Here is a 12,956-nt window from a genome sequence, read left to right as displayed (position 1 = left end):
GGTGGGCGACAGCCTCTAGCAAAAAACATCTCGGACCCAAAAAACAAGAGACAAAAAAACGGGCGGCCCCGCGGGGGGACCGCCCGATTTTTTTTGCGTTTCGGCGCTAGGAGTAATTGCCCGGCCGCGCCGGGAAGGGCGGCTCGGCGCTCGCATCCCAGATGGTCCACCGCTTGGGATGGACGATGAAGCGGACGCGATCGACCTGGGCCACCGGGCCGGCCATGAACTTCTCGACGATGGGGGGCGGAAGGTAGCGCGCGGCCATCTGGCCGATGAGCTCGTGATCCTTGCCGACGCCTTCGATGAGTTCGACCTCGCCCTCGCAGACGACGGCCTTGTAGGGCGGATCGTCCTTGTCGACGACGATGGAGATCTTGGGGTTTTTCTTGACGATGCGGGTGTGAACGCCGCTCGACTTGGTGCTGATCCAGAATTTTCCGTCTTCCCACTTGTACCAGATCGGGCGGATGAGCTGGCCGCCGTCGCTGCGCGTCACCGAGAAGCGGCACATGCGCTTCTCCGCCAGGAAGCTGTCAATAAACGCCTTGTCTCCCATTTCGCTGTCCTCCGGTAAGAATCAAGGAATAGGTGCGTTTTCTTCACCCAGTGTCAGTACTCTTCGGGCAAAACATCCCGTGCATCCAAGCCCTCTTTCTGTCGAGATATGAAATAGACTACTCCTCCCGCCGTCCCGAATCAACGCCAGGCGGGAACATGCCCCACCTCATCCCCGCCCGAGGACGATGGCGGTCACCCCCGCGACGGTGAGGAGAACGCCCACCACCAGCGTCCCGCGCGTGCGCTCGAGGCCCCGCCCGAAGAGGGCCACGAAGATGAGGGAAAAAATGGGGGCGGATGTGTAGATGGGGGTGACCACGCTGATGTCTCCGACAAAAACGGCGTAGTTCATGAGAATTTGGCTGCCAGCGTTGAAAGCGCCCGCGATGAGCATCACCCGGATGGCGGCGCGATCCGAGATGGCGAAATACGCAGAGGGGACGAGGGGCCGCAGACTCAGAATGATGGGAAGGCTCACGAAGTTCGCCCAGGCGACGGTGAGTGCGACATTCGGCATGGCGGCGAGCCCCTTCTTCCGGATGAAGAAACTGACGCCCACCGAGATGGCGCTGAGAAACCCCCAGATGATTCCCTTGTGGTACCAGCTGCCGCCCTCGGTCGGCTCGTAGCTGACGAACACCACGCCGCCCGCCACGAGGAAGGTGCCAAGAATAACCGGGAGCCGGGGCTCCTCGCCGAGGAACATCACACCGAGAAAAAGACTGAGAAAAGGGGCCAGGCTCATCAGCGTCATCTGCCGCGAGGGGCCGATGGTCGAGAGGCCCTGATAGAAAACGAAGCGGCCGTAGCTGTAGGCCGTAACGCCCAGGAGGGCGAACCACAAAATCCCCGCCCAGCTGAACTGATCCTCCCGGTAGAGCCACCAGCCGATGATCCCGAGGATCAGGATGTTGACGCTGTTCGTGATGCAGGTCGCGGTCAGCACGCCCAGCCGCCGGACCGGGCTCGTCGAAATGACATTGGTGTAGGCGGCGAGGACCGCTGCAGAGAGCGCCCACAAAGCGCCGGCTGTGTTTCCCGTCAATCGAACACTCCTTGATGCCCGATGGCCCGCTTCGCGGAGCACGCCATCTTTGCCCGAAAAACCGCGCGAAATGGAAGAATTCCACCTGGAGCGCAAAATTGCCAGCGGAAGCGGGGGGTTTCGCGGTCCCCCGCCTCCTCCAGCGGGAACCTGGGGGCGTCCAAGCCGGTGTGAGCAGCGGGCTTTGTTGAAAAATCAACGGTCCGCCCCATGCATTGCGAAGGAGGACCCGGGCGGGAGAGGCTCATTTTTCGTTGTGACGCGCGAGATGAACGGCGGCCTCCTTTCTACGTATTGCAAATCCGGCCCTCTCCGGGTTTCCTCCCGGCGGGAGCCCTTCGGCCGGGTTTGATCTGAAAATCTCTGATTTTTGACGGGTTCCCCTCTCTCTGCTGTTTGGGCGCTTCCCCGAATCTGCTATATTGCACCTGTCGAAGACCGCCGTCTTTGATTCAAAACCGAAAGGGAGTTTTACAAAATGGTTGGTCCGCTTTATAGAGCACAAAAAACAGCTTTCCCGGTAAAAACGCTTGTTTTCTGCGCCTTGATCGTCCTTGCGGGGCTGGCGGCGCTCCCCCGATCGGTCGGCGCCGCCAACAACATGCCCTCGCTGGCAGATCTGGCCGAGCGACTCCGCCCCTCGGTGGTCAACATCCGCGCCGAAACCGTCGCCCCCGCGCGGCAGGGAATCCCGGGTATGCCCGGAGATCCCTGGAGCGAGCTTTTCCGCCGGTTTTTCGAGGACAACCCCTTCTTCGAGCCGCCCCCGGGCGTTCCCGAAAGAAGAGCCCCTTCCCAGAAGAGCAGCAGCCTGGGCTCGGGATTCATCATTGATAAGAGCGGGCTGATTCTCACCAACAACCATGTCATCAGCGCGGCGACCAGCATCACCGTGGTCTTCGATGACAAAAAAACCCGCAAGGCTGCTGTCGTGGGCCGGGACCCGCGCACCGATCTTGCGCTCCTCCGGGTGGAACTCAAGCCCGGCGAAGAGCTCCCCGCCGTCAATCTGGGGAACAGCGACAAGCTCCGGGTGGGCGATTGGGTTATGGCCATCGGAAACCCCTTCGGCCTCTCTCACACCGTCACCGCCGGAATCGTGAGCGCCAAGGGGCGCATCATCGGCGCGGGGCCATATGACGATTTCATCCAAACCGACGCCTCGATCAATCCGGGAAACAGCGGCGGCCCCCTTTTCGATCTGAAAGGAAACGTCGTCGGCATCAACACGGCGATTTTCAGCCGCTCCGGCGGAAACATCGGCATCGGCTTCGCCATCCCGGTAAACGTCGTCAAGAAAATCATTCCACAGCTTCGAACCGGCACCGTGACGCGGGAATTCCTGGGTGTATCCATTCAGCCCTGGAACGAAAAGCTGGCCAGGCGCTTCGGACTCGAAAAGGCCGTGGGCGCGCTCGTCCGCAAGGTCGTCGAAGGCGGCCCCGCCATGAAAGCCGGGGTGAAGCAGGGAGACATCATCACCTCGCTGAACGGCAAGAAGATCTCGGACTTCCGGTCGCTCTCGCTCACGGCCGCCGACCTGAAACCCGGCTCGAAAGCCGTCATGGAAATCATCCGGCAGGGAAAGAAAATTTCCCTGACAATCGCTGTGGGCAAGCTTCCCTCCGAAACCCTGGCTTCGCGGCCACAGCCCCAGAGCACGCCCTCTCTGAAACTGGGGCTTCGCGTCACGACGCTGACGCCGGAGACGGCCCGTCGCTTTCAGTCAAGTTCGAAGAAAGGCGTCATCATTACCGGCATCCAGAAAAGCAGCCCGGCGGACAACGCCAGACTGCGGCCGGGCGATGTGATCGTCGAAGTCAATCATCTGCCCATCGAAAGCGTCGGGGACTTTCACCAGGCACTGAAAAAAGGCGATAAAGAAGGACATATTTTTCTTGTCGAGCGGCGCGGCAACACGCGATACGTGCCGATCGACAAAGCCGGATAGCTCTGGAGGTTTCATTGGCGAAGGTCATCGGACAAAGCGAAATCTTGATTGAGGCGGCGGCGCAGATATGCGCCCAGCTCGGGGGGCGCGCCATCTTCGTCTACGCGGACGCCCTGAAGAACCTCGAAATTCTTCAGCTACTCCCCCAGGAGGTGGAACGCTTCATCACCACCGCCAACGCCGAACTCACGGAATCGCTTCAAGAGAAAGGTTGCCACGTCATCCTTCTGCCTTCCTTGATGCTCAATCGTCTGGACGCCATCAAAATGGGCATGGTCATCGCCCTGAGCGAAGGCAAGATTTCGAAGGAAGACACGATCGTTTGCCTGACGGGCCTGCCGGAAAACCAGGAGATCGACACCTTGCTCGTTTTCCGTCTCGACAAAGAGCAGGAAATGATTCAGCTTTCCGAAACGCAAAGCACGGTGAATGGCGTGGACCCGAAGGTGTTCGAGTCGGTGCTCTCGCTCGCCCTGGAACTCGCAGCCGAGGGAAGAGAGGGAAAGCCGCGCGGTTCGCTTATCGTGCTGGGCGATCACGAGCTGGTTCTTCAGTATTCCCGGCAGATGGTGATCAATCCCTTCCACGGATACCCCGAGGAGCAGCGCAACATTCTCGACTCCGGGCTGCGCGAGACCATCAAGGAGTTCAGCGCCATTGACGGGGCTTTCGTCATCCGGGGGGACGGCGTCATCGAGGCTGCCGGACGGCATTTGAACGCCGCCCCGGAACTGGACTTGCCGCAGGGGCTGGGCTCCCGCCACATGGCCGCCGCCGGAATTACCGACGTCAGCGCGGCCATCTCTTTCGCCATCAGCGAATCCACCGGAACGGTGAGCGTGTTCAAGGACGGGAAAATACTTCTTCAGATCGGAAAATCCCAACCCAAAAACTGGAAGAAGAAAAAATCATCATAGACCCATCAGAACCGGGGGAGTGTGAGATGATCTACGAAAAGCTGTTCGGTCTTGTGGCCCTGTCCATTCTGGGCGTCTTGGGTTTGGCGTCTCTTCTGCTCATACTGGATTTGATCGGGCTTTCACCTTTTTAGCGAAACCACCTGAAGGTTTCTTGATGGCTCTCGACCTCTTCGAACGCTACAAGCACAACGATTTTCTGTGCCCGGTTTCTTCGGTATTCCTCGAACAGTTGGGAATGGCCTGCGGCCTCTCCCCCGCATCGAACGTCCTGGACGCGGCCTGCGGGAAGGGAGAGGGATGCCTCATCCTCGCCCAGCAGTTCGGCTGCATGGTGATCGGGATGGAGCACCGGCCCGAATTCGCCGAGGAAGCGCGGAGAAGAATCCTGCTCTCCGACATGGGCCACATCGTCAACGTGATGGACGGCGCGCCGGACGACCTGCCCTTCGACGAGGGATTCTTTGACCTCGCCATCCTGAACGCGAGCCCCTTTTCGGACTGTTCCGCGGTTCTTCTGGAACTTCTGGCACAGGTGGTGAGGCCCGGAGGATGGCTGGCGTACTCGGAACTCGTATGGCGGCCGGACGCATCGCGAACCGCCGCCCCCGCCGTCCGCGAGTGGATTGAATCGAAATGCCCAGCGCCGATTTGCGAGGTGGATGCGCGGAAGGCCTCTTTGGGCGCCCGGGGCTTCGAGGTCGTCTCGGCCGATTTGTCCCAGGAGAGCGTCTGGGAGGAATTCTACGCGGGCCAGGCCCGTGCGATTCTGGAAAACCGCAAGGAGTACCAGGGGTCATCCGGCGAACAGGCCACGCTCAACGAATGGCAGAAGGAACTGGAAATTTTCCATCACGAAGGCGGCCGGCAGAGTTTGGGCTACGCCTGTTTTATAATGCGGCGGCTCTAGGAACTACTGCCCGGGCGCTCAAACGAGGGGGGATCCACCATGACGGCAAAGCCTTCCCGTCCCAAGAAAAGAGTCCGGAGTCTGGGTATCCTCACCGGCGGCGGCGACTGCCCCGGACTCAACGCGGTGATCCGGGCCGTCACCCTCACGGCGGAGGAAGCCGGCGTCCGCATGCTCGGCATCCGAAACGCCTACAGCGGGCTGATCCACAAGCAATTCATTCCGCTCGATTCCTCCCGGGTGGAAGATATTCTGTCCCGGGGAGGAACCATCCTGGGCACCTCGAACCGCGACAATCCCTTTTCCTACATCATGCACATCGACGGCGAGCACAAGACGGTCGACATGTCGGATACGGTCGTCAAAAACTTCCACGAAGCCGGCCTCGACGGCCTGATCGCCATCGGCGGAGACGGCACCATCAGCATGACCTACGAACTCTACCGGAAAGGCATTCCGGCCGTCTGCGTACCCAAAACGATTGACAACGATCTCCTCGCGACCGATGTCACCTTCGGGTTCGACACGGCGGTGGGCACCGCCACCGAGGCCATCGACCGGATCCGCACCACGGCCGAGAGCCACCAGCGCGCCATGGTCATCGAGGTGATGGGCCGGAACGCGGGCTGGATTGCGCTTTTCTCCGGGCTCGCCGGCGGCGCGGACGTCATCCTCATTCCCGAGATTCCCTTCTCGATGGAAGCGGTGTCGAACAAAATCCGGGAAGAGCGGGCATCCGGCAGGAACTTCAGCATCATCGTCGTCGCCGAGGGCGCCCACGAAATCGGGAAAGATGTCGTTGTCGGCAGATTGGTGGCAGACCCGACCGAACCCCGGCGCCTCGGGGGAATCGGCATCCGCGTGGGAGAGGCCATCGAAACCGAAACCGGCATCGAAACCCGTGTGACCACCCTGGGGCATATCCAGCGCGGCGGCTCGCCCTCCACCTACGACCGGAATCTCTCCACGCGCTTCGGCGTCCACGCCGCCTTTCTGGCAATCGAGGGAAAATTCGGGCACATGGTATCGCTGAAAAACGGCAAAATCGCCGCTGTACCGCTCGAAAACGCGGCGAAGGGGCAACGCCTCGCCTCCCCGGATTCGGACTTCATCAAGGTGGCCCGGGCCGTGGGAACCTCGTTTGGCGATGAGCTTTAGACCCGGTTTCGCGAACCCCCGGAAAGGAATTTGCCCGAATGAATGAAATCGTCACGTGGACGGCCTCGGCCCTGAGCGAGAAGCTCCGCTCCGGCAAGGTCTCCTCCGAGGAGGCTACCCGCGCCTATCTGGAAAGAATTGCGGAAACCGAAGACAAAATCCACGCTTACGTCACCGTCATGGAAAAGGAAGCCATCGCCGCGGCCCGGGAGGCGGACAAAAAACTGAAAGCGGGAAGCGGCGCCTCCCCCCTGCTCGGCGTTCCCGTGGCGGTCAAGGACCTTCTCTGCACCAAAGGGGTGCGGACCACCTGCTCATCGCGGTTCCTCGAGAATTTCATCGCGCCCTACGACGCCACCGCCGTGCGCCTTCTGAAGGAAGCCGGCGCCGTCATCCTCGGGAAGCTGAACATGGACGAGTTCGCCATGGGCTCCTCCACCGAGAACAGCGCCTTCGCCACAACGAGAAATCCCTGGAACCTCGACACCATTCCGGGCGGCAGCAGCGGCGGCTCCGCGGCGGCGGTGGCAGCCCGCTCGTGCGCCGCGGCGCTCGGCTCGGATACGGGCGGCTCGATCCGCCAGCCGGCCGCCTGCTGCGGCATCGTGGGGATGAAGCCGACCTATGGGCGCGTCTCGCGCTACGGGTTGATCGCTTTCGCGAGCTCGCTCGATCAGATCGGGCCCTTGGCACGGGACGTGCGGGACGCGGCCCTGCTCCTCGGCGCGGTGAGCGGCCACGACCCGCTCGATTCCACCTCGATGCGGGAACCCGTTCCCGACTATGCCGCCGCCCTTGGCAAGGGCGCGAAAGGCATGCGCATCGGTATCCCGAAGGAGTACTTCCTCGAGGGGATGGACCCAGAGGTGGAGGCCGCCGTCCGCTCGGCCATCGAGGTGATGGAGAGCCTCGGCGCCGCCACCCAGGAGGTCTCGCTTCCGCACACAGACTACGCCCTGCCGGTCTACTACATCCTGGCCCCGGCCGAGGCCAGCAGCAATCTGGCCAGATACGACGGCGTACGCTACGGAGCGCGCAAAACCGGCGAATCCGAATACGGCCCCCTCTTCGGCATGTACGCCGAGAGCCGGGAGAAGGGGTTCGGCGATGAGGTCAAGCGCCGCATCATGCTCGGCACCTATGCCCTTTCATCGGGCTATTACGACGCCTACTACACCAAGGCCCAGAAAGTACGGACGCTGATTTCACAGGATTTCCAGAAAGTGTTCGCGCAGGTGGACGTTCTCTTGACCCCGACCGCCCCCACTCCGGCGTTCCGGCTGGGCGAGCGGATGGACGACCCGCTCAGCATGTACCTCTCGGACATCCTGACGATTCCCTGCAACCTCGCGGGCCTTCCGGGCATCAGCCAAAACTGCGGTTTCACCGCATCCGGCCTCCCCATCGGGCTGCAGTTCCTGGGGAAACCCTTTGGGGAGGAATCCATCTTCCGGGCGACGGCTGCTTTCGAGGCCGCCACCGATCATCACCTGGCACTGCCACCCAGCACTCCCTGAGGGGGAGACACCGATGAACAGCCAGACCCATACGATCGCCGAGCTTTTGGGCGATGGGATTTCCGTAGAGATTTGCGAGAGCGTCCGCGAGATCGCCGATGCGCTCTCGGGAAACTATCAATTTGAAACAACCGATCTTTCCTACGAAAACCGGCGCGAGGCGCCGCGCAAGTTCTACGACAAGGCCGCCGAATCTCTCCGGGCCCACAAAACCGGCCTGAAGTACCCGACCGCGACGATCGAGGAGAGCCCCAACGCGGTGCTGCGGAAACTTCTCAAATTTTCCGTCATCCATCGCCCGATCTCGACCATTCCCGGCGTCAAGACCAACTTCACCGGGAAGATCGATCTCGACATCGTCCGGGTGGCGACCGGGGGAACGTATGACGATCCCGGCCAGATGATCGGCGACTACGCCGCGGCGAGCCTCCGGGTGGTGGATCGGAAAACCGTGGAAAAGGCGGCCCACTACGCCTTCAGCATCGCCGCCCGGGACCGGAAATCGCTCACTTCCTCGAGCAAATACACGATTCAACGGGTGACGGACGGTCTTTTCGAGGACATTGTGAGTGAAGTCTCAAAGACGTTTCTCTTCGCCGGCCAGGTCGAGCACCGCCGGGAGCTTTTCGACGCCCTGCTCGCCAAGCTGGTGATGAGCCCGGATGACTTCCAGGTCGTCCTGGTGTTGAACGAATACGGGGATTTTCTCTCCGACCTGGCGGGCGGGCTGGTCGGCAGCATGGGTCTCGGGGCTTCTGCCTCGCTCTCCTTTGACGAAAAGGGCCAGGTCGTGGTGGCGATGTTCGATGCCGCGCACGGAACGGCGCCCGACATCGTGGGCCAGGACAAGGCCAACCCCACGGCGATCTTCCGCGCCTTCGCCATGCTCTTGCAACACATCGGCGCCTCCCGGGACGCCCGCGCGCTCCGGGATGGCCTCTTTGAATGCCTGGAGGCAGGCGAAACCACGGGCGATCTGGGCGGCGCATTGGGGACCAAAACCTTCACGCGGGCGGTCGCCGCGAGGGTCCGCGCGCATCTGGCCGGATAGGGGCTGATGAATTTTCGCAAGTCTCTTTTCTTCTCCGGGCGATTCCATCAATATGCGCCCGGTTTCCGCTCGCCCCTGACCATCGGGAAGGCTTATGGAATTTGAAACCATCATCGGGCTCGAGGTGCACGCCCAGCTGAACACCGAAAGCAAGATCTTCTGCGGCTCCAGCGCCGCCTTCGGGGGAGAACCCAACGCCCACACCACGACCGTCGATCTGGGACTCCCCGGCGTCCTCCCCGTCCTGAACCACAAGGTGGTGGATTACACCCTCCGCCTGGGGCTCGCCGTCGGGGCACGGATCGCCCCCTCCTGCCGCTTTGCGCGGAAACATTATTTCTACCCCGACCTCCCGAAGGGCTATCAGATCAGCCAGTACGAACAGCCCATCTGCGCGGGCGGCGAGGTGCACATCCGCCTGAAGAGCGGCGAGGAGCGCCGCATCCGCCTCGTCCGCATCCACATGGAAGAGGACGCCGGCAAACTGATTCACGGAGATGAGCTCGGCGATCCGAACCACTCCTACGTCGATCTCAACCGGGCGGGCGTTCCGCTCCTCGAGATCGTCGGCGAGCCCGACCTCCGCACCCCCGAGGAGGCGGAGATTTACATGCGCAAGCTGCGGACCCTTGTCCAGTACATCGGCATCTGCGATGGGAACATGCAGGAGGGGAGCCTGCGGTGCGACGCCAACATCTCGATCCGCCCGGCGGGAAGCAGCACGCTCGGCGAGAAGGTCGAGATCAAGAATCTCAACTCTTTCCGGAACATGCGGCGGGCGCTCGAGTACGAAGAGGTACGCCAGCGCGAGGCGCTCGCCTCGGGCGGCAGGATTTATCAGGAAACCCGCCTCTGGAACGATGCCTTGGGGATGACGCAGCCCATGCGCTCCAAGGAGTATGCCCACGATTACCGCTATTTTCCCGATCCCGACCTCGTCCCCCTCACCGTGGGCCAGGAGTGGATCGATGCGGTCCAAAAGGAGCTGCCCGAGCTCCCCGACGCAAAAAGCGCCCGCTTCCAGAGCGCCTACGGTATTCCCCCCTACGATGCGGATGTGCTCACGGCGGAACGGCCCCTCGCGGATTATTTCGAGGAAACCGTCCGGGCCTCCGGCCGGGAAAGCGCCAAGGCGGTGAGCAACTGGGTGATGGGCGATGTCCTCCGCATACTGAACGAGCGGAAAGTCAGGATCGAGGAGTGCCCCATCCGGCCCGGGCAGCTGGCCAAAATGATCGCGCTCATCGCGGACGGAACCATCAGCGGCAAAATCGCCAAGACGGTCTTCGACGAGATGGCCGAGAGCGGCGTGGACCCCGATGCAATCGTGAAAGAGAAAGGTTTAACGCAGATATCGGACACCGGCGCCATCGAAAAGGTGGTCGCCGAGGTGATCGCCGGCAATCCCGATGAGGCCGCCGCCTACAGGGGCGGGAAAACCAAGCTGCTCGGCTTTTTCGTCGGCCAGGTGATGAAGGCCACCCAGGGAAAAGCCAACCCGCAAACCGTGCAGGAAACCCTCAAAGCCGCGCTCGGCGGCTGACCGGGCGGGCCAAGACTTACCGCACCGCGCGGAGGTGGACCCAGCGCCGCTCCTTCACTTCAAAACCCCACTCCATTCTTCCTTCAACGGCACCCTTGGGCAGCTCCGCGCCGTTTGGATGGCAACGATCCTGAATGCGGTAATACACCACATAGTGCGGCTCGAAGCGGGGGGTCACGTGCCGCTCGCGCAGCGCCAGCACGCACAATTGCTTGTCGGGCTCGTCAATTCCCCCGGAAAGGGACTGGCCGCCGAACCCCTCTCGAAACCACCGCGCGGGATCTCCGTCGTAGATCGTATCCATCTCTTTCCGGTGCTCGGGGAGGTAGAAGCTTTCCAAAAGGTAGGGCCAGTTCTTCCACTGGGCCGCCAGCTCGAACCGCTGGATCTCATGGAAGAGGCCGGCCCGCCCCGGCGTCTGGGGGCCGGATTCGAGAAACTCCAGGCAGCCGGAGAGCGCGAAGGCGAAGAACGCCAACCCGAATAATAAAACGGCGCGGGATCGCCAGCGGAAAGACAGGCCGAGTGTTTTCATTCTTCCGTTTTTTTCTCCCGGTACGGTTTATGGCAATTGGTGCAGGTTTTCGCGAGGCCCCGGAAGGCCTGCGTCGCGGACTTCTGGTCGCCTTCCGCGGCCACTTTCGCCAGCCGGGCGGCCGCGGCGGAGGATTCGGTGGAAAGCTTCCGGAAATGATCAAATTTTTTCCACACCTCGGACTTGATGCGCGTCGTGCCGAAGGCGCTGCCCTTGGGGCTCAACTCCGGGATGCGGGCGATGAGCGCGCTGAGTTCCTTGCTGGTGGCCGCCAGTTCCTGGAAGGCTTTCTTTTTAATGGCAACGCGGGCCTTCCGCATGTCCTGGTTGATGTTTTTCATCAAGGCGGTTCGGGCCTTCTGGATCTTGGCGGGATCGCTGGGGGCGTCTCTCTGGGCCGAGACGTACGGGGCGAGCGAGGCGGCCGCAACGAGAACCGCCACCCCACACACATGCCGAAGCTGCATCACGATTTTCCTTCACAAAAAATGAAGCTGGAAGCTGCACCAGAGTCTAAAGGCGGTCTGGGGAAAATCGTAGTGCCCGGCTATCTTTCTGTCAATTTTCAAAACGGGGAAATCGGCGGCTCAAGCGGTCCCGAAAATGTGGGAACCCTAATTGGTGCCCAAGGGATTCAGGAACTCGATGCGCACCCACCCCTTGCCGAAGCGCGTCGCGACCTCGGCCCATCTGACCGGCTGCCAATTCGGATCATGCAGGCCCATCTGTTCCCATTCGAGGCGGGAGTTGAACCCCCACATATTCGCCTTGCCTTCGTCAAAGGACATGACTTTGCCCACGGTGCCCGAGGGGATCTCCACCAGCCGGACGGCCCGGGCGGAGGGCCCTCCGGGGCGATCCCAGAGCCAGACGCCTGCCACGCGCGGCACCGCCAGAACGTGAGGGGGTACCGCCTCGAGTTTCACCCACGGCTGTGGCCGGGGGGGCCGTTCGCCAAAATTCTTCGACTGGCTGCAGGCGGCCACGAGCCCCGCCAGAAGGATGACGCTTGCCAAAAGGGCGCCACTTCGCCGAATTTGCATCACTCGCACAAAAGACCCGAAATCCATCGTATGCTCCTCGCTGCTCCAGGATAGCCCGCCCCTTCTCTCCTGGGGCGCACGCACGCAACAGAATTAAAAAGCAAGTTCCATGCCTTTCGGTACACAGCGGGAGGATAATGTAACTTATTGAAAAATAAACTGATGTCGTTTTTTCCCGCAGGCGGACGGGCCGCCACCGGCGCCGGGCAGGAATTTCTTTCCCCCCGCCGGAAGATGCGCCCCCTAGTTCTCGGCGTGAATGAATTCGAGAAATGTACGGCAAAGCGGGGTCAGGGACCTTCCCTTGTGGACCACCGAATAAAACGAGCGGGCGCAGTTGAAGCCCTCTATCTTGACTTCCTTCAGGTCGCCGCGGAGCAGGTCCTCCTCGACGGCGTGCCGGGAGACGATCGAGATGCCCACGCCCGCCTTCAGCGCGGTCCGGACCCCCTGGGGATCTCCCAGCTCGGCGGCAACGCGGACCGCGTTCATGTCCATCCCCGCCGCGCGAAGACGCTCCTCGGCCACCAGGCGGGTCCCCGAGCCCTTCTCGCGCAAAATCATTTTCTGGCCGGCCAGTTCCTTGGCCTTGATCCGCTTCCGCTTTGCAAGAGGGTGGCCTTTCGGGACCGCCAGGATCAATTCATCCCCCGCAAACAAACGATAGGAGAGCTGATCGTGCGGGATGCGGGCGCCGGTGATCCCTATGGGAAAATCCCCCTCCA

The 12,956-nt window shown here is 61.8% G+C and carries 13 protein-coding genes; 7 read left to right on the top strand and 6 right to left on the bottom strand.

Features of this window, described 5'->3' with window-relative positions; translation table 11 throughout:
- Positions 1-106: 106 nt before the first annotated feature.
- Both O2807_04615 and O2807_04610 read right to left on the bottom strand, forming a co-directional pair.
- Complete coding sequence (locus tag O2807_04615; protein ID MDA0999788.1) at positions 107-559, bottom strand: pyridoxamine 5'-phosphate oxidase family protein; 453 nt, start codon at positions 557-559, stop codon at positions 107-109.
- Positions 560-727: 168 nt separating this feature from the next.
- Complete coding sequence (locus O2807_04610; protein ID MDA0999787.1) at positions 728-1,606, bottom strand: DMT family transporter; 879 nt, start codon at positions 1,604-1,606, stop codon at positions 728-730.
- Positions 1,607-2,084: 478 nt separating this feature from the next.
- Between O2807_04610 and O2807_04605 the strand changes: the two genes are divergently transcribed.
- From O2807_04605 to gatB, 7 genes are all read left to right on the top strand, one after another.
- The gene (locus O2807_04605; protein ID MDA0999786.1) at positions 2,085-3,557 is read left to right on the top strand and encodes a DegQ family serine endoprotease; all 1,473 of its coding nucleotides are present in this window, start codon (positions 2,085-2,087) and stop codon (positions 3,555-3,557) included.
- Between the two features lie 14 nt (positions 3,558-3,571).
- Entirely contained in the window at positions 3,572-4,474 is a 903-nt protein-coding gene (locus O2807_04600) for a diadenylate cyclase (protein MDA0999785.1), read from the top strand.
- A gap of 157 nt (positions 4,475-4,631) precedes the next feature.
- On the top strand, positions 4,632-5,384 hold the full coding sequence (locus tag O2807_04595) for a class I SAM-dependent methyltransferase (protein ID MDA0999784.1): 753 nt from the start codon (positions 4,632-4,634) through the stop codon (positions 5,382-5,384).
- Positions 5,385-5,423: 39 nt separating this feature from the next.
- Positions 5,424-6,542: an ATP-dependent 6-phosphofructokinase gene (locus tag O2807_04590; GenBank protein ID MDA0999783.1), complete on the top strand. Its 1,119-nt coding sequence runs from the start codon at positions 5,424-5,426 to the stop codon at positions 6,540-6,542.
- Positions 6,543-6,580: 38 nt separating this feature from the next.
- The gene (gene gatA, locus O2807_04585) at positions 6,581-8,059 is read left to right on the top strand and encodes an Asp-tRNA(Asn)/Glu-tRNA(Gln) amidotransferase subunit GatA (GenBank protein MDA0999782.1); all 1,479 of its coding nucleotides are present in this window, start codon (positions 6,581-6,583) and stop codon (positions 8,057-8,059) included.
- A 13-nt stretch (positions 8,060-8,072) separates the two neighbouring features.
- A complete protein-coding gene (locus O2807_04580) occupies positions 8,073-9,110 on the top strand; it encodes an isocitrate/isopropylmalate family dehydrogenase (protein ID MDA0999781.1) in 1,038 nt (345 codons plus the stop codon).
- 94 nt (positions 9,111-9,204) lie between these two features.
- Positions 9,205-10,653 carry an Asp-tRNA(Asn)/Glu-tRNA(Gln) amidotransferase subunit GatB gene (gene gatB, locus O2807_04575; protein MDA0999780.1) on the top strand — a complete coding sequence of 483 codons (1,449 nt, stop codon included), beginning with the start codon at positions 9,205-9,207 and terminating at the stop codon, positions 10,651-10,653.
- Between the two features lie 16 nt (positions 10,654-10,669).
- Here gatB and O2807_04570 read toward each other — a convergent pair whose 3' ends face one another.
- The 4 genes from O2807_04570 to O2807_04555 all read right to left on the bottom strand — a co-directional run.
- Positions 10,670-11,188, bottom strand: a complete 519-nt coding sequence (locus O2807_04570; GenBank protein ID MDA0999779.1) for a hypothetical protein — start codon at positions 11,186-11,188, stop codon at positions 10,670-10,672.
- Complete coding sequence (locus O2807_04565) at positions 11,185-11,655, bottom strand: cytochrome c (GenBank protein MDA0999778.1); 471 nt, start codon at positions 11,653-11,655, stop codon at positions 11,185-11,187. The genes O2807_04570 and O2807_04565 overlap by 4 nt, the downstream gene beginning before the upstream one ends.
- Before the next feature lie 147 nt (positions 11,656-11,802).
- On the bottom strand, positions 11,803-12,204 hold the full coding sequence (locus tag O2807_04560) for a hypothetical protein (GenBank protein MDA0999777.1): 402 nt from the start codon (positions 12,202-12,204) through the stop codon (positions 11,803-11,805).
- Between the two features lie 270 nt (positions 12,205-12,474).
- Positions 12,475-12,956 (bottom strand): LysR substrate-binding domain-containing protein (locus O2807_04555; protein ID MDA0999776.1); only part of this gene is annotated, 482 nt, incomplete at its 5' end.

Source organism: bacterium, from assembly GCA_027622355.1.
Taxonomy (GTDB): Bacteria; UBA8248; UBA8248; order UBA8248; family UBA8248; genus JAQBZT01.
Note: the sequence above shows the minus strand (reverse complement) of the source record. Positions and strands in the feature narration are given on the sequence as shown.